16 protein-coding genes are annotated in these 17,146 nt (G+C 58.8%); 7 read left to right on the forward strand and 9 right to left on the reverse strand.

Annotated features, from left to right (window positions below; translation table 11 throughout):
- The first annotated feature begins 37 nt into the window (after nucleotides 1-37).
- Entirely contained in the window at nucleotides 38-295 is a 258-nt protein-coding gene (locus AC2A6O_RS03870) for a YjhX family toxin (RefSeq protein ID WP_498925803.1), read from the forward strand.
- 60 nt (nucleotides 296-355) lie between these two features.
- Here the strand turns inward: AC2A6O_RS03870 and soxR are convergent, their stop codons facing one another.
- Nucleotides 356-820: a redox-sensitive transcriptional activator SoxR gene (gene soxR, locus AC2A6O_RS03875; protein WP_148584507.1), complete on the reverse strand. Its 465-nt coding sequence runs from the start codon at nucleotides 818-820 to the stop codon at nucleotides 356-358.
- Between the two features lie 100 nt (nucleotides 821-920).
- Here soxR and AC2A6O_RS03880 point away from each other — a divergent pair, with 100 nt between their 5' ends.
- Nucleotides 921-1,310 carry a VOC family protein gene (locus tag AC2A6O_RS03880; RefSeq protein WP_498925804.1) on the forward strand — a complete coding sequence of 130 codons (390 nt, stop codon included), beginning with the start codon at nucleotides 921-923 and terminating at the stop codon, nucleotides 1,308-1,310.
- A 60-nt stretch (nucleotides 1,311-1,370) separates the two neighbouring features.
- Here the strand turns inward: AC2A6O_RS03880 and AC2A6O_RS03885 are convergent, their stop codons facing one another.
- The 8 genes from AC2A6O_RS03885 to AC2A6O_RS03920 all read right to left on the reverse strand — a co-directional run bounded on the left by AC2A6O_RS03885 (nucleotide 1,371) and on the right by AC2A6O_RS03920 (nucleotide 11,263).
- Nucleotides 1,371-2,612 (reverse strand): HlyD family secretion protein, encoded by a 1,242-nt coding sequence (locus tag AC2A6O_RS03885; protein WP_498925805.1) that lies wholly within the window; start codon nucleotides 2,610-2,612, stop codon nucleotides 1,371-1,373.
- Complete coding sequence (locus tag AC2A6O_RS03890) at nucleotides 2,605-3,111, reverse strand: hypothetical protein (protein WP_498925806.1); 507 nt, start codon at nucleotides 3,109-3,111, stop codon at nucleotides 2,605-2,607. Before AC2A6O_RS03890 ends, AC2A6O_RS03885 begins: the two co-directional genes overlap by 8 nt.
- A 199-nt stretch (nucleotides 3,112-3,310) precedes the next feature.
- Nucleotides 3,311-4,105 carry an SDR family NAD(P)-dependent oxidoreductase gene (locus AC2A6O_RS03895; protein WP_498925807.1) on the reverse strand — a complete coding sequence of 265 codons (795 nt, stop codon included), beginning with the start codon at nucleotides 4,103-4,105 and terminating at the stop codon, nucleotides 3,311-3,313.
- A gap of 129 nt (nucleotides 4,106-4,234) precedes the next feature.
- Nucleotides 4,235-5,590: an adenylate/guanylate cyclase domain-containing protein gene (locus tag AC2A6O_RS03900; RefSeq protein WP_498925808.1), complete on the reverse strand. Its 1,356-nt coding sequence runs from the start codon at nucleotides 5,588-5,590 to the stop codon at nucleotides 4,235-4,237.
- 101 nt (nucleotides 5,591-5,691) lie between these two features.
- Entirely contained in the window at nucleotides 5,692-6,840 is a 1,149-nt protein-coding gene (locus AC2A6O_RS03905) for a helix-turn-helix transcriptional regulator (RefSeq protein WP_498925810.1), read from the reverse strand.
- A gap of 510 nt (nucleotides 6,841-7,350) precedes the next feature.
- Nucleotides 7,351-8,175, reverse strand: coding sequence for an MBL fold metallo-hydrolase (locus tag AC2A6O_RS03910; RefSeq protein WP_498925812.1), 825 nt, complete (start codon nucleotides 8,173-8,175; stop codon nucleotides 7,351-7,353).
- Nucleotides 8,176-8,185: 10 nt separating this feature from the next.
- Complete coding sequence (locus AC2A6O_RS03915) at nucleotides 8,186-8,644, reverse strand: cyclic nucleotide-binding domain-containing protein (RefSeq protein WP_148584515.1); 459 nt, start codon at nucleotides 8,642-8,644, stop codon at nucleotides 8,186-8,188.
- A 105-nt stretch (nucleotides 8,645-8,749) separates the two neighbouring features.
- A complete protein-coding gene (locus AC2A6O_RS03920) occupies nucleotides 8,750-11,263 on the reverse strand; it encodes an ATP-binding cassette domain-containing protein (protein WP_209001109.1) in 2,514 nt (837 codons plus the stop codon).
- Between the two features lie 293 nt (nucleotides 11,264-11,556).
- On the opposite strand from AC2A6O_RS03920, the gene AC2A6O_RS03925 reads away from it, so the two are divergent.
- Genes AC2A6O_RS03925 through AC2A6O_RS03945 form a run of 5 tightly spaced genes read left to right on the forward strand, consistent with a single transcriptional unit; the run spans nucleotide 11,557 to nucleotide 17,113 of the window.
- Nucleotides 11,557-12,771 (forward strand): glycosyltransferase family protein, encoded by a 1,215-nt coding sequence (locus AC2A6O_RS03925; RefSeq protein ID WP_498925813.1) that lies wholly within the window; start codon nucleotides 11,557-11,559, stop codon nucleotides 12,769-12,771.
- 43 nt (nucleotides 12,772-12,814) lie between these two features.
- The gene (locus AC2A6O_RS03930; protein ID WP_498925814.1) at nucleotides 12,815-14,035 is read left to right on the forward strand and encodes a glycosyltransferase family 4 protein; all 1,221 of its coding nucleotides are present in this window, start codon (nucleotides 12,815-12,817) and stop codon (nucleotides 14,033-14,035) included.
- A 20-nt stretch (nucleotides 14,036-14,055) separates the two neighbouring features.
- On the forward strand, nucleotides 14,056-15,183 hold the full coding sequence (locus AC2A6O_RS03935; RefSeq protein ID WP_498925815.1) for a glycosyltransferase family 4 protein: 1,128 nt from the start codon (nucleotides 14,056-14,058) through the stop codon (nucleotides 15,181-15,183).
- Nucleotides 15,180-16,334, forward strand: a complete 1,155-nt coding sequence (locus AC2A6O_RS03940; RefSeq protein ID WP_498925816.1) for a glycosyltransferase family protein — start codon at nucleotides 15,180-15,182, stop codon at nucleotides 16,332-16,334. The genes AC2A6O_RS03935 and AC2A6O_RS03940 overlap by 4 nt, the downstream gene beginning before the upstream one ends.
- Complete coding sequence (locus tag AC2A6O_RS03945; RefSeq protein WP_148584521.1) at nucleotides 16,331-17,113, forward strand: polysaccharide deacetylase family protein; 783 nt, start codon at nucleotides 16,331-16,333, stop codon at nucleotides 17,111-17,113. Before AC2A6O_RS03940 ends, AC2A6O_RS03945 begins: the two co-directional genes overlap by 4 nt.
- The last annotated feature ends 33 nt before the right edge of the window (nucleotides 17,114-17,146 follow it).

Raw genomic sequence — 17,146 nt, forward strand, 5'->3', positions numbered from 1 at the left:
TGCATTTCTGTGCATACTTTCAGGCAACTTTACATCAATGGACATTTCCAAAGCCGAGCAGCGGGTCCTGCACCTGCTGGCTCAAGGCGGCCATATCCTTGTGCAAAAGGACGAGGACGGCCGTGTCGTCAAACATGAAACCGTTACGCGCGATGGCTGGTACTGGGGAGGCTGTTCGCCGCACCTGTTCCGGAAGCTGAAATACAAACGGCTGATCGCCTCCAGAAACAGTGGTCCCTATCGCATTACCCCGCTTGGGCTGAAACGCGTGAGGGCACAGTTGGACAACAGATGAGAGCAACCGCCGGGAGTGCCTGTGCGCTTCCCGGCGGCTTTTCCGAAACCTGAAACCGGTTCAGTCTTCAGTGATTTCCGGACGGTCGCCAAGCAGATAGCGCGGGCCCCGCCCTTTGCTGGCGGCAGCGTCTCCCGCATTGTAAAGCTGGCAGGACTTCATCGACAGACAACCGCAGCCAATGCAGCTGTCCAGCTTGTCTCGCAAGGCCGTCATGCGCTCGATTTTTCGGTCGAGGTGCATCCGGAACTCGCCGCTGATCCTGGTCCAGTCTGCTTTCGTCGGCGCTCGCCCCTCAGGCAAGCGTTGAAGCTGCGCCGCGATTTCCGCAATGGAAAACCCGAATTCCTGCGCAACCAGCACGAAGGACAGGCGCCGAATGTCGGCCCTGAGAAAACGCCGCTGACCTCCCGCATTGCGGCTTGGGTGCACCAGCCCCTTTTCTTCGTAAAATCGAATGGCCGACACGGACAGGCCCGTTCGCTCGGACAGGTCTCCGATGGTCAGCAGATCCGAGCCCTTCATGGCTTTGTTCAAAATATCGCCTCGCCTCTCTTGACCTCAACTAAGGTTGAGGAATTATCTCTGGTGTCCACCAAAGGTCAAACCTTGAAAGGACACCGAAATGAGCAGCGCATTCCTGGAACACGTGAACGTCACGGTCAGCGACCCCGAAGCGACCTCCAAACGTCTGGAGACATGGTTTGGCTGGAAAGTTCGCTGGAAGGGCGCAAGCCTTGGCGGTGGCACGACGTACCATATCGGCAATGAAACCAGCTATGTTGCGGCCTACTCTCCACCGGGCACAACAAGCAAAGTTGCCGGAGACAGCTACAGCCAACACGGCGGCCTCAATCATATCGCCGTCGTGGTTGACGATATTGACGCCACCGAAACACTCATCAAGGCCGATGGTTACATCACGCACAATCACGGCGACTACGAGCCGGGCCGCAGGTTCTATTTCTACGATGACGATGGAATCGAGTTCGAAGTGGTAAGCTACACCAAGTGAAAGACCCACAATCCGGCGGAACGGAACGGTTTCGTGCTGTTCCGCCGGAATATGATTGGTTTAATGGCCCGTGAGGACAAGGGCCTGGATCGGGTACAACAATGCCTGCAGACGGATGATCATGGCATGGACGAGACCGACCGTGTCGACCACATGCAGGAAGATGAACTGTCCCGTTCCAAGGGGTTCGCCGGAGGTCAGGCGGTCATGATTGCTGGTATAGGCGTTGACCGTGCAGATTGCTCCCGGGGGAAGCTTTTCCAGACCGTCCTTGTAAAGCGGTTCCAGCATCGTGGTGATCGTCGCCGGTTTTACACTTTGAGCGGTGTCGATAAGCTGTCCGGACGTGGTGATCTGTCCGGAGGCGATCTGTGACTGAACCTCTGTGACCACCAGCGGAATGATGGTGAAGGGAACGGCCCCGCAAAAGGCTTCCGCCACCATTCCTTCCTTCAGAACCTGCGCCTCGATCTGGCCGAAGCCCGCAACGATCCGCTCCCGTTGCGCGTCCTTGGGAATGAGCACACCTGCGGGCCGCATCATCGGGTTGACCATGTCGCCCGGGCGCAGAATAAACTGGCTCATCGTTCCATCGACGCCGGCGTAGACGGTCATCTTCTCCAGTTCCACCTGAGCCTCGCTCAACCTGGCTTCCGCGCTTTTCAGGCGAGCCGGCAGAAAAACCGAAATCTTGGTCTGCACCAGCTCCTGATTGGACTGTGCCGCACGCAGCGCCCCTGCCCGTGCATCCACGGTGTTCTGAAGCTTTTCGATGTCCCGCTCGCTGACAACATTGGCATTGCGGTTGAAAAGCTCCTGTCTCGTGTCAAGTTCGTCCTGCGCCTGCTTCAGTGAAGCCTGTGCCTGATCGACCTGGGCATTAGCAACGGACAGTTCGCTTTGGGCCAGCGCAAGTTCGCCCTCGATTTCGACCACCTGCTGCTGCGCGGTCACGACATCGGCTTCCTGGCGTGTGCTGTCGAGCTTGAAGATCGGATCGCCCGCCTTGATCTCGACCTCAAGCTCACGCGGAACGAAGGTTTCGATGACCCTGCCGGAAGCTTCCGGCAGAACGGAGATCGTCCGGAAGGTCGAAACGGCCGTGGTTGCCGTGGGATGGTAATAGAAGATCAGCGTGATCAGGGAAACGGTCAGCATCAGGCAGAGCACGATGCCGTAGCGCAGCTCGAACCAGACCGAATAGAGCGTTATTTCCCGGCCGATGCGTTTTCCCTGGACATATCTGCGGATCAGATAGTCTGGCAATATCGTGAGAAGGGAACAGAACAGGAGTTCAAACATGTTTGTTCTCCTGCGTTTCTGCCGACGAGACGGCCGGAGTGCCCTGCTCTGCAGAAGGCTCGTGGAGTGTTGCGTCCGTGACGTTCATGCCGTCTTGCGCCGCGTGCTCCTCCTGCTCGAGATCACGTTCGACCAGCGTATCGGAGGGAATACCGCCCGTTCCAGCCAGCCGGCTCAGGGAGTGAGCCATCGATTCCAGCGGTGTCCAGAAATCGGGAAGCTGAATGAAGGCAAGCAGAAGCGCTGCGACCCAGAAGATGTTGTTGTGTGTGAACAACGCCAGAAGGCCGAGAACGGCAACAAGTTCGAACTGCATGCGCCCGTGTTTGTGGGCAAGCCGTTCGGGAATCGAATGCAGATGCAGATAGAAAACACCGACAAGGATCGCACCGATAATCAGCACGACCAGCATCACGGTAAAAAGCCAATCACTACCGTCCGCTGCCGGTATGAACGGCGGCAGATGATGCGGCGCAAGCTCATGAGCACTTTCCGCCATAGAATACTCCCCTTTTGGTCACTCCACCTACAATGGCGAAATCCGTAACGTAACCTTAGAAGGGATTTTTGCCCATGCGTACGAAAAAGTATGACCGTGGAGGAGTTTGACACAACCTATCCGCCCGGCGGCCTTTCAGCATCGGCCGGGCAGATTGTGCTGTTTGCGAGTCCGTGATGCAGCGTCTGGTGCAGCTATCTCACCGGGGAGCCATGCGGATGGCGCCGTCCAAGCGGATAGTCTCGCCGTTCAGCATGTCGTTCTCGCAAATGGATTTGACCAGCTGGGCATATTCCGTGGCCTTGCCGAGACGCGAGGGGAACGGAACCTGCTGACCGAGAGAATCCTGCACCTCTTGCGACAGGCCCAGCAGCATCGGCGTTTCGAAGATACCCGGTGCAATCGTCATGACCCGAATGCCGGACTTGGACAGGTCACGGGCGACAGGCAGCGTCATGCCTGCAATCCCTGCCTTGGACGCGGCATAGGCGACCTGACCGATCTGGCCATCGAAGGCGGCAACCGACGCCGTGGAAACGATCACGCCGCGGCCACCGTCCTGTGTGACGAGGTCCATCCCGGCCATGCCGGTTGCCGCAATCGAAAGACACCGGAAGGAACCGATCAGGTTGACCGAAATCACCTTCTCGAACATGTCCATCGGGTGAGGTTCGCCGCGGGAAACGGTCTTGGCCACCGGAGCAATCCCGGCGCAATTGACCAGAATCCTTTCCTGACCATGCGCCGCCCGCGCTTTTTCGAAACCGGCTTCGACGCTGGCCTGGTCCGTCACATCGACGTCGGCAAAGACACCGCCGATTTCGGTGGCAACCTCTTCGCCCTGCCCGGCGTTACGATCAAACAGCGTCACCTTGACGCCTTCGGCTGCCAGCATGCGTGCAGTTGCAGCACCCAGCCCGGATGCGCCGCCCGTAACAACGGCAGCAAGTGTTGAGTCCAGTTTCAAGGCAACCTCCAAATGGATACAATTCATTGATATCAATGAATTTAATCTTTCTAATTGACGATAAGGTCAACTTTGGAGGCAAAGTGGCCCAGATTGACGTGTGGGTCAAGCGCTTCCGTATCCACCAAAAAGACAAGACCGAGGGTGGTCAGGTTCCTACCTTGCCAGAACAACCAGATCGACCGGTTGCTTGATGCCGGTGACATTGGCTTCGACCCGGGCTTCGAGCAGAGGCAGTTCGAGGCCCTGGCTGAGTGCAAGCTCGAAAGTCGCCCTGTCCGTCAGTCCTGTTGTGCATTGGATCTTGTTGGCGTCTTCCAGTTTCGCAGCGCGGTTGACGGCATCACCGATGACCGTAAATTCCAGGCGCTGCTTTGACCCGATCACGCCGACCGTGACCGGCCCGGCGGCGGCGGCCGTACCGATACGCATAGGCTGCGGCCAGCCTGCATCGAGAAAACGCTGCTGATCCCGTTCCACAGCTTCCACAAGCCGCCTTGCAGCCCGCAGCGCGTCGGCTGCATAAGTCGTTGAAGGACAAACGGCCCCGAAGGTCGCCAGAATGCCGTCGCCCAGAAATTTGTCGACCCTGCCGCCTTCCTCCACGATCACATCCACCGCAAGGTTCTGGTACTCGGCCAGAACCCTCAGAACGGTCTCCGGCGCCAAAGATGCGGAGGTGGAGGTGAAGGAGCGGATATCGGCATACAGAATGGCGACGTCGCGCAAAGTCCCCTCGCCGGCCTGCAACTCGGTGTTCGAGCCTGTGATCGAGGCGGCGACTTCAGGCGAAAAGAAACGGCTCAGGTCCATGGCAGCCGCATGGTCTTTCGATGCCTCGAACAACATGGAACGCCCCCGGTAGAGGGCAACGGACAGAATGATGGTCACAGCCAAGATGACCATGGTCTTGTCGAGTTCGGCGCCGATCAGGATAGTGTTGCCAGTCAGGTATTCGACGTAATTGCGGGTCACACGCATGTGGTCCATGTCGGAGAACACCGCATAGAAGACCAGCCCCAGCCAACCGGTCACCGCTACAAGGCCCGTGGTCAACACGAAGCGAGGATCGAACCGCAAGGCTCTCAATCCGATAAAGATGAAGACATACATCAAGGTGGGCGTCTTGAGGTAGAACGTCGGGTGCTGGCCATATTGAATATGGAAGGAAAAGATCAGTCCCACCAGAAGCGCCATATCGACGATGATCGATACCAGCAGATACCAGCGCGGTAATTCAAACCTGTAGGACAGCATGAGCCGCAGGACGGTGAACAGGAAATAGGCTGCAAGCGCAATCGGCACGAAGTTGAAGCCAGCGGACCCCTCGGCCCTCGGGGCGATGGCATACAGAACTGAAAAGAACAGCACCAGGCCCAGTTGAACCCAACCGATCAGACGCTCGGAAGACGCTTCACGCGCCTGGATCTCGGACCGTACCCGATCAGGGATACCGGTGTCGGGCGGTCCCCCGCGCAGGACATAACGCAGTGTCTTTGAAATGGAGGTCATATTGCCGCTGATAAGACGTTATTCGTGCGCGGAGTTTCCCCCGGCGGCAAGAAATGCGCAAGCGACCCCGCGGGAAAGTGAGTGGACGTGAGCGCGCCCTGTTACCTGCCCTGCAGTCGTAATTGCTCGATGCTTCGCACAAGGTCGACCTGGCGGCGGACACCGGTCTTGGACAGGGCCGACTTGATCTGGTTGCGAACTGTGAAAACGCTGATCCGTCGCTCCTCGGCGATTTCGGCAGGTGTCCGGCCGTCGGCGAGCTTCAGGACGGTTGCCGCTTCCGCGGGGCTGAGACCGAGTTTCTTCTCAAGATGAGCCTGGAACGTTTCGATGCCAATTTCCGGCCTGACCGCCAGCAGAACCGCAGAGACGGATTTGTTCATGAATGCACCGAAGGGTGAGCTGTCCAAGTCGGCGAGCTGCAAGCCAACCGACCGGCACAACCAACTTCCACCGTTGCCATCCTTTGACTGCCAATTCCGGAACACGTTGAACTCGCCCATGGACTGAAGCTTGACGAAAGCGGCAAACTGTCCCTGATCCTCCGGCGTGCGGAATTGAAGCCGCCGGTCCCAGCCGCTCCCCAAAAAGGATCCCGATGCCAGAAGTTTCTGGGCTTCGGCGCATGCGTAATGGATCTGCATGGCGGTATCGACAACGAAAATTGCTGTCCCCGATCCCAGACGATGCTGTTCTGCGGCCCATTTTTCAAAGGTTAGGCCAGAGATTGTCCGGTTGATTTCGAGTGACTGGCGGATAACCGGGGCAAGATGGCCACATAACTGCAGCCAATCTTCTTCGTATTTGTCGCGGTCCTTCGAACGCATGTTGCCGCCGATCAGAAACATGCGGTCACCGTCCAAAGCCAGCATCGCGCCCCCTCCAGCAACGATATCTTCAAGCGGCAACAGAAGATCGGCGTAGAACTGGGTCTTCCTGAGGGTTTCCGGCGGACACAACTGCTGTGTCGTGATCACGTCTCCCACCCTGCACTCGGCAAACCTGGCGGCAAACGGGTTCTTGTCCGCGTAGTGCTCTTCGTAAAGCGTTAGAATGTGAGGGTCATATCCGGATGTAAAAGTAAGCGGCGTGGCTTTGGTCAGGTCGTCATACCCTATCAATTGCGTGCACACGCGCGTGCCAATGCTGTGGCTCAGCGCGTCGAGAAGCACCTGCCATCGCTCCGGATCCAGTGCCGCCGATACCGCAAGGTTCGACAGCCGTCGCAATTCTTCCGCACTAACAGCCAACTCAACCCCCGGAGCTCCTGCTGTATCACGCCAGCAAATGAAGTCGGCCCGGTCCTGTCACTCTCACAGCGCGCTTAGGGCCACCCCAAGCTGCTGATACGCGTCCCAGTCCCGGCCGCTGCGGTTCCGGGCATATTCAGAATCCGCAGGCAACACTTTAACCTCGATCAAAACCCGAATTTTCTAGCAACGATTTCCGATACTGAAGCTTGCCGCATTTTTATCGCAACAAAACACCACAGCTTTCCCCAGATGCAGAAAACTCACATTTATAGTCCAAATGGACCATGCAAGTAATGCCTACAACCTGTAAACAACTAGTGATCGTATCCGGCAGACACGCGTAACGATATTTCAAGTTACAAAGGTATGTTTTCCGGCTGCAACAAAGGGATTCCCACATCCCTGCGACCGGCGATCGATCTATTTTTTAGCCTTAGTGTTTTTTGGGCGGCTATTTGAGCCGCCCATTTTTTATTATCCGGCAAGCCTCGGCCCGACGGCTACCGCTCAAGGCTTCAGGATCATGCCTTCGCTGGCGACAAGCGTTCCGGGATAGGCATTTTGCGCAGCAAGGCCGATTTCATCGAGCTCATCATCAGATCTGCGTGGATCATGATGGAAGAGGACTGGTGTCTTGACGTTGCCGGCCTTCGCCAGTTCAACGGCTTTCTGCCAGGTGGAGTGCCCCCACCCCTTGAAGGTGGTGTATTCGTCGTCGGTGAACATGGCGTCGTAGATCATCACGTCCGAGTTTCGGACAAAATCCGGGAGAGCAGCATCAATTTCCGGATCGCCATGTTCATGATCCGTGATGATGCAAATCGATTTGCCGTGAAAATCAAAGCGATAACCGCAGGCACCACCGGGGTGGTTGAGGCGGGTGGTGCGGATGACGAGCTCGTCCGTACGCGGAAGCTGGTCCCCTGCGGTAAAGGATTTGAACTCAACCGCCTTCAGGGTCTTGGCTGCAACCGGAAAGATCGGCGGTGACATGATGCGGCTGACAATTTCAACGAGGTTGGTGTCGTCCTGAAAATGCCCGGCCCAGGCGGTGACGTTGAAACTGGGATCGTAGGCCGGCTTGAAAAAGGGAAGACCGCAGATGTGGTCGAGATGAGTATGAGTGAACAGAAGGTCGAAGGTGCGTGTCTTGCAGCTGCAGATTTCCATACCCAGGTTTCGGGCGCCGGAACCGCAGTCGACAAGAACCAGCGCTTCGCCTGCCCGGATCTCAAAACAAGACGTTTCGCCGCCATAGCGGAGTGTGCTCGCCCCCGGGGTCGGGGTGGACCCTCTGACGCCCCAGCAACGAAGCGAAAATTCCTCAGCCACGTGTTACTCCCTAACCGCCGGCAGCGCCTCGACGGGCGTCGGCAAGATCCCGGGTCGTCCGTTCAAGCCGCAGCGCCAGTGTCCGCATCACCTCCAGCGAAATATCCGGAAATTCTTTCAATAGTTTCAAAAAATCATCTTTCGAAACAGTCAGAACATCCATGTCGTTGGCGGCAACCAGTGTCGCGGTTCTTGGTACGTCGCACAGAATAGCGATTTCGCCAACAATTGAATTCTCCGAAACCTGAGCCACTTTTTTTTCGCCTTCAGGCGTTTCAACCAGAACATCGGCAGCGCCGGACAGGATGATGAAGGCACAATCGCCTTCTTCCCCCTGAGAGCACAGACGCTCACCGGAGGGATACTCCGTCCGGTCGCTGATAAAAGCCAGAAGCCGCAACTTGGTCTCGTCGATCCCGCGGAACAACGGCACTTTGCGGAGCGCCTCGACTTCGGTTTCAAGTGTCATCTTCTTCTCCCGCGCCCAATTTTGTTCCGTTCCGTCCTGACTGATTCGTCCGGCCGGTTCCTGCAGAAAGGTTGCCCACCTATTGTCACACCCACCGTCTTATCCTTATTCAGAGAGCCGTCCTTGATCCAGAATGAAGCGCTGATCGAATTCTGCGGCTATGTCAGCGTCGGACGTACCGAACAGGAAGGTTTTTCCGGACAGGATTTGCCTCAAGCCTTTACGAAGCGTCCTGTCCTCTTCCGTCACACCGGTGGCGATATCGTCCAATATGGTGATTTTCGCGTTTTTCAGAAGACCGCGCACCAGAGCGATCTTGCGCCGCTGGCCTGCGGACAGACGGGAACCGGACACGCCGACGTGGTAACCGAAGCCCGCATAAATGATCGCGCGCCGCAAACCGGTCTCCTCGACAATGGTTCGTATGACATCGTCGATCCGCCGCCGGGCATCCCTGCGGTCGACACGCGCGCGGCCGAACAGAAGGTTATCCTCAATGGTCAATGGCGGCAGATAAACGTCCGGTTCGAAAGCGACGAAGTTGTCGCTGTTCTTGACCACCTCGTCCAGGAACGTTTGACGGGCGCTGATGATGTCGCGTTTCAACTCATCCGACATCACACCCAGACGATGCCGGGCCGGGACAAGCTTGAAAGCCAGTCCTGTCAGACGGGAACGGTCGGCGTCGGTCAGGCCTGGACGCGGCTGATCGGACTTGGCAATCCGCACGATGCGCTCGAAATCGGGGATCTCGTCCAGCGTGATGAAGGAATAGGCCCCCAACAGGCCGCTGTCGCCGGAAACGTTGGAAAACAGTTCCAGCATGGTTTCGGCAATCTTGAGACCGATCTGCTGGAGCTTCTTGTCGAAACCGGTGTCGGCCAGGAAGGTCTTGACCTGTTCAAGATCCGGCACCTGATCCATCGTGATTTCCGGATCGGCCGGCACCGCAAAGAACAGGTTGTCCGCAAGGCTGGCGCTGGCATTGAAACGGTCCCGGTGCCACAACTCGACCAGACCGCCGAGGTCCGGTTCATCGGCGATGCGCTCGGCAAGTGCCTTGCGCACGTTCAGGATCTTGTCGGCGAAATCGTCGTCCATGGACGGGTCGAACCGGGACTGCAGACCGAGCCGATAGATGTCCTTGTCGATCTTGACCGTTTCCAGCAGTTCAAGAGCCTTGGTGTCGAGTTCGTCTTCATTGCCGACACCGGCGGCTTCAAAATCATCCCATTCGGCGGCAAGATCGTAGGTGGGATTGCGCGTTTCCTTGGCTTCGGAGAGCCGCCGATTGTAGTTCTTCAAGCTCTCCCCTTCCCGCTGAGGCGGGACGAGCGGACGGTGGCGCAAACCGTAGTATAGATTGTCACGAATGGTGCCTGTCCAGACATGCACCGCCCCGCCGACATAGGCGATCTGGCGCCCAAGCGTGGAATCGGTCAGCTTGTCGAGATCGTGGTTTCCGATGCAGACCTTGCCGGAGACGGGTGCAACAAGCCCGGCGGCAAGCTGCAGCACTTCCGATCTGCCGGACCCGTCCGGCCCGACAATCGCACAGGCACTTCCCGCAGGCACCGTCATCGATATGTCGACGACCTCCTGGCCGGCAGCACCACCGGCGAAATTGACGCTCTCCAGCTTGACGTCGCCGCTCAGGTCCACCGTGTCGTCCGAGGTCAACCGCTCCTGGTCGTAGATATCCAACGGGTCGAAGTTCTCGACGACCGTCTGGTATTTGACGCTGACATCCGCTGTCATCTGATAGAAGGAGAGCAGTTCTTTCCAGGGCCCTGCAAGATCCTTGTAGGCAGCGATCACCGCCAGCAGCGCACCGATGCTGAGATTGCCTTCAATAACCAGATAGCCGCCGATCAGGTAGAAGAAGAACGGCGTGAGCTGGTTCATGAAGTTGTTCAGAAACTTGATCAGGAATTTCCGGTTGAAGATGTCATACCGGATCTTGAAGTTCTCATAGAGCCGGTCGGAAATATCCGCCGAATGCCAGGCGGCCGCGTCGTTGGCGTGGATTTCGGCAACACCTGTGATGCTTTCGCCCACCTTGTCGGCGATGACACGGATGTTGCGCACCCGCTGCCTAGACAGCAGCACCACCTTGCGCTGCAGAAGCGGGATCACATACCCCTGGATGGGATAGGAGCTGATGGCTGCAAGACCCAGAAGCGGGTCCTGCATGAAGATAAACCCGATCTGCACGACCAGCATACCGCCCTGATAGGCAGGCAGCGCGAAGGCTTCACCGATATAGCCGCCAACATCCTCCACTTCCGATGTGATCATCGGAATGATTTCGCCTGAACTGACTTTCCTGAAATGCGGCAGGCGGAAGCGCAGCACCCGCTGGAACAGCTCGAAGCGCAGGCGCCGCAGCATGCGTTCTCCAAGGCGGCCCTTGTAGACGTTGAGGTAGAACTTCAGCCCGTTCGAAACGACGACCAAAGACAGGAACGAAAAACACAGGAGAATAAGATAGGGGACCTGATCGAAATCGATTCCCAGAATCGTCCTGGGGAAATTGTCGCCCTGGACCGCATCGTTGACGATCAGTTTTGGCAGTTCGAGAAGGATATAGACCACCGGATACGTGAGTACGGTGACCATGAGAATGAAGATTTGCTGTCTGGAGCTATATTTCCAAATAAAACCGAAAAGGCTCTTTTCCATAAGCTCATCCAAACAGACAAGGATCAAATATGTGCAAGCAGATCATATTTGGTATATTAGCGATCCGAGTTAGTTGCGCCAGCCGGGATTAACATTTGACACAACTGCATAAGAAGGGTCCGCAGACCGTTCCTTGTCAAAAGTCCCCTGTCAAGAGATAACCGACGTGACAAGGGCCAATCGATTGAGACATAAGCGGTTTAGGCCAGCATTACAAATTTAGGGGCAGTATGAGTTCCAAGACGCCGAAGATCCTGATTTACAGCCACGATTCCTTCGGGTTGGGCCATCTGAGACGCTGCCGGGCAATTGCGCAATCCCTTGTCGGCGACTTCGATACCTTGTCCGTACTGATCCTGTCGGGTTCCCCGATCATAGGCAGTTTCGAGTTTCGATCCCGTGTCGATTTCGTGCGGATTCCGGGCGTGATCAAGCTGCGCAACGGCGAGTACACCCCGCTGTCGCTGCACATCAACATCGACCAGACTCTGGCGATCAGATCCTCGATTATCGAACATACTGCCAAGGTGTTCGATCCGGACATCTTCATCGTCGACAAGGAGCCCCTCGGGCTGCGCGGCGAAGTGCTGCGCACGCTGGAGGCCCTGAAGGATACCGACACGCGACTGGTTCTTGGTCTGCGCGATGTCATGGACGACCCGCAGGTGCTTAAGGAAGAATGGGACCGCAAGAACGTCTATCCGGCCCTGCGCGATCTTTACGACGAGATCTGGATCTACGGACCGGAAGACATCTGCGATCCGCTGGAAGGCATCGACCTGCCGCAATCCGTCCGCGACAAGCTGCGCTACACCGGTTACCTGCGCCGGGAGCTGCCCAAATCGGCGCTCGACAATCCGGCCCCTGCCCCGTTCGATGAAGAACCGTATATCCTCGTGACGCCAGGTGGCGGTGGCGATGGCGTTGAAATGGTCGATTGGGTGATGCGCGCCTATGAAGCCCGGCAGCGCCCGCTGTTCCCGGCCCTCATCGTGCTTGGTCCCTTCATGCCCGCTGCGGCCGCGACCCAGTTCAGCGAAAGGGCGGAGCATCTGCGCGATGTCGAGATCATTCGCTTCACGCCGCAGATCGAACCCTATCTTGCCAAGGCCACGGCGATTGTCGGCATGGGCGGCTACAACACCTTCTGCGAGATCCTGTCCTTCGACAAACCGACGCTCATGGTGCCCCGCGTCATTCCACGCCGGGAGCAGGCAATCCGGGCGGAGCGTGCGGAACAGAGCGGGCTTTTGAAGGTGCTGCCGATCGACCAGTACCCAGATCCGGACCTGATGGCTGCGGCCTTGTCCGAACTGCCTAGCATGGCATCTCCTTCGGCTGCGGGCGTCGACAATCTGCTTGGCGGTCTGGATGTCATATCCAGCCGGGTCGGCGAAATCTTCGAAGAACAGCAGGCCACCAGCAGGAAGCTGGTCAACTTCTGACCGCCCCGTCACCCGCAAACCGAATTCTTTCAAGGGCCGACCGATGTCCCGTATCGCCGTTGTGGTCAAAGGCTATCCCCGCCTGTCCGAAACCTTTATTGCCCAGGAAATGCTTGGTCTGGAGCGGCGGGGAATCGAAATTCTGATTGTCGCCCTGCGCAGGCCTTACGATCCTTATATCCACGACCTGCACCGGCAGATCAGCGCGGAAGTCATGTATCTGCCGGAATATGTGAAAGACGACCCGGCACGTGTTGCCCGTGCCAAACGCTGGGCGGAGAAACAGCCGACTTTCAAGGACGCCAAGGCTCTGTTCGATGCCGATTTCGCGCATCAGCCAAACGCAGACCGACAGCGCCGTTGGGCGCAGGGATGCGTCTTCGCTCATGAATTGCCGGAAGACGTGACCTGGATCTACACCCACTATCTGCATACGCCCTGCTCCGCCTCGCGCTATGCGGCGCATCTTTCAGGGCGGAAATGGTCCTTCTCGGCGCACGCCAAGGACATCTGGACCAGCCCGGACTGGGACCTGAAGACCAAGATCAACGATGCGGCCTGGGGCGTCACCTGTACGGCGGTCAACGCCGAACATCTGAAAGGCCTCGCCGACGAGCCGGACAAGATCGAACTGCTCTATCACGGGCTCGACTTCTCCGGTTTTCCCGAGCCGAAGGCAAAAGGAGCGGCGCGTGACGGCAGCGCGGAGCCCGTGCGCCTGGTTTCCGTCGGTCGCGCCGTCGAGAAGAAGGGCTATGACGACCTTCTGGACGCGCTTGCACAGCTTCCCGCGTCTCTCAACTGGCAGTTCACGCATATTGGCGGCGGTGAGCTTTCCGACATCCTGAAGGCAAAGGCTGATGAGTTGAACCTGTCGGACAGGATCATCTGGCGGGGAGCCCAGCCACGCGAAGAGGTGATTGCGACCTGCCGCGAGGCGGACCTCTTCGTGCTACCGTCCAAGCTTGCCAGATCCGGTGACAGGGATGGCCTGCCCAACGTCTTGATGGAAGCACAGTCCATGGGGATTTGCTGCCTCTCCACCAGGGTTTCTGCAATACCTGAATTGATCCTGGATGGCGAAACCGGTGTGCTGGTTGATCCGGGCGCGCCAGAGGCTCTGGCAGCAGCAATGCAGGACCTGATGACCGCGCCTGAAACACGTCACCGTCTTGGGCTTGCCGCGGCCAAGCGGGTCAGAACGACCTTCTCGACAGACCCGGGTCTTGATCGGCTCGCAGACAAATTCCGCAAGGTCCTTTAGGCCCTACGCTTAGGAAAATCATGAAAATCGCTTTCACTGCCCCGATGAAACCGCTGGATCATCCAGTCCCGTCCGGCGACCGGACCATGGGACGATTGATCGTGAAGGCACTGGAAAGTCTCGGGCATGAGGTGACGATTGCCAGCCGGTTCCGGTCGTGGCGCAAGGACGGCAGCGACAGTATCCAGTCGGAAGTGCGCGAGCAGGCGCTCGCCGAGGCAGAGCGGATAGGCGCCGACTGGGAGCAGTCGGGCTACCGGCCCGATCTTTTCCTGACCTATCATCTTTACCACAAGGCGCCCGACTGGATCGGCCCTGCTCTTGCTGACCGGTTCGACCTTCCCTACGCCATCGTGGAAGCCAGCCGCGCGCCGAAACGGCAACAGGGCGACTGGGCGTCCGGCTTTGCCGCCGCCGATGCGGCCTTGCAGCGCGCCGACGCCGTCGCCGCGCTCCACCATGCGGATGCCGAATGCCTTGCAGAGGTCGTCCCTCATCGCTGTCTTTCGGTGATGCTGCCGTTTCTGGATGCCGACCCCTTTCTGGCCGCCGCGGCCTACGCCAAGCCTCTGGCAGCACCTCCGCTCAACCTGCTGGCTGTCGGCATGATGCGCGAGGGCGACAAGCAGCGCTCCTACGAAGTGCTTGCCGCGGCGCTGGCCGAGCTTTGGGATCTGCCCTGGCAACTGACACTGATTGGCGACGGCCCGGTGCGCGATCAGGTGCTGGGGCTTTTTCCAGCCGAGCGGATCACCTGGCTCGGCGCTCTGTCCAGCGAGGACCTTCCTGCCCAATACGCCCGGCACGACCTCCTCGTCTGGCCGGCGATCCGAGAAGCTTTCGGCCTCGTTCTGCTGGAAGCGCAAGCAGCAGGCGTCGGGGTCATTGCCGGTGACACCTTCGGTGTTCCCGATATTGTCCGCGACGGGGAAACAGGATTGCTGTCGCCTGAGGGGGACGCACATGCCCTCGCCGCCAACCTGCGCCGTGCGATGCAGGAGCCGGCGCTTGTGGACAGGCTGGGCTTGGCCGCGCGCCATCACATCCAGCATTTTCACACCCTTCCGGCAGGCGCTGCCCGGCTGGAAGCCCTTGCGGAAAAGGCCGTGCGGAACCACCTGAGCCGCCGGGAGACGAAAGACGCATGAGCTTCAAGGCCCTCATTCATGTTCAGCATCTGCTCGGGACAGGCCACGTCGTGCGGGCGGCCGCCATCGGCAAGGCGCTGGCCGCCGAAGGCTTGGAGGTTACCCTTGCAAGCGGCAACGCCATACCGCCGACACTCGACACCGGGCCGCTGGAGGTCGTCGAGCTCCCAGCCTGCAAAAGCCCGGATGCCAGCTTCAAGCGCCTTGTGACTTTGGATAATGAAGATATTGACGAGGCTTGGAAAATCGCGCGCGTTAAAGCATCGATTCAAGTTCTCGATGCCGACGACTACGACCTGCTTTTGACCGAGACCTACCCTTTCGGCCGCCGCCAGCTCGACTTCGAGCTGACCCCGCTGATGGAAGCGGCAACGTCCCGCACAAGGGCGCCGCTGATTGCCACGTCCATCCGGGATATTCTGGTGCGCAAGAAGCAGCTCTGGAAGGAGCGCTGGATGGCGGACCAGGCGCTGAAATACTACGACCGGATCCTGATCCATTCCGATCCCGACTTCATCCGCCTTGCCGACAGTTTCCCCTTTGCCGAGGAGGTCGACCATCTGGTTCGCTACACCGGGTATGTGGGCGGCGAGCCCCGGCCTGCCGCTGAAGGCACCGATGGCGAGGACGAGGTGGTCATTTCTTGTGGCGGCGGCGCCGTTGCCGAAAGCCTGCTGTCGGCAGCCCTGGAAGCAAGGCCACTGTCCAGGCGAGCCGAAGACACGCAGTGGCGGGTGCTGATCGGTCACGATATTTCCGACGATGCCTTTGCCATCTACCGGCAAAGCGCCGTCGACGGCGTGATCGTGGAGCGGGCCCGGCGAGACTTCCCGGACCTCCTGAAACGCGCGCGGCTTTCCGTCAGCCAGGCGGGTTACAACACGGTGCTCGACATTCTGCAGGCCGGGGTTCCAGCCGTTTTCGTGCCCTTTGCCCAGATCAACGAAACCGAACAGACGCAACGCGCGGAAGCGCTGGCCGGCCATGGCCGGGCCATTGTCACGCCGGAGGCAGACCTTACGCCGGAGCGGCTTGCTGGCGCCATTGACGATGCCCTTGCCCTTTCCCGCAGCAAGCACACAGTCCGCCTCGGCGGCGCCGAGGAAAGCGCCCGCGTCCTGCTTCAAGACCTGAAGGACCGGATGACATGACCACTGATGCGAAGCGCTTCCGGCAAGAGCTGACCGATCATCTCGACTGGTTCGCCGAACGCGGCCGCAAGGTGCGCTTCTGGTGGCGGGATGACGATGCCGTCGAGCCGACGCCTGCCCTTGAGCGTATGCTGTCGCTCGCCGACAGCCACAACGTCGATCTGGCATTCGCCGTCATTCCGAAGATGGCCACCAGAGCCCTTGCAGAGCGGCTTGCCGGGGAGCCTCATGCGCTGGTCTTGCAGCATGGCTGGCAGCACAAGAATTTCCAACGGAAGGATCTCGGCGAAAAGGCCGCGGAGCTTGGCTCCCGGCGGGACCCGGACGAACTGATGGCCGAGCTCAAGTCAGGCCATGACCGCCTTCAGGAGCTCTTCGGCGAGAAGTTCGTCAAGGCCATGGTGCCGCCCTGGAACCGGATCGACCCGGAAATCTCGCGCCGTCTGCCTGGCCTCGGCCTGCCGGGCCTTTCAACCTTCACCTGGCACAATTTCCCGCGGGCGCATCAGCTCCAGTCGCACATCGACATCCTGAAATGGAAAAAGCAGGTGCGCTTCATCGGCTGGGAAAGCGCGCGCCTTCGTTTCGACCTGCAGCTGACCCGCCGGCGCAACACCGGCACCGAGCCGGTTGGCCTCCTCACGCACCATCTGGTGCATGACGATGGCTGCTTCGAGTTTCTGGACGTTTTCCTGGAGATTGCCGCCCATCATGAAGGTGCGGAATGGCCGGAGGTGAAGAGCCTTTTCGGCGAGAATGGCTCCTGGCCGTTCGGATGAGGCTTGGAGCGTGTCGCCTAAAGCGCGCTCCTG

The organism is Labrenzia sp. ATLA3 (assembly GCF_057180185.1).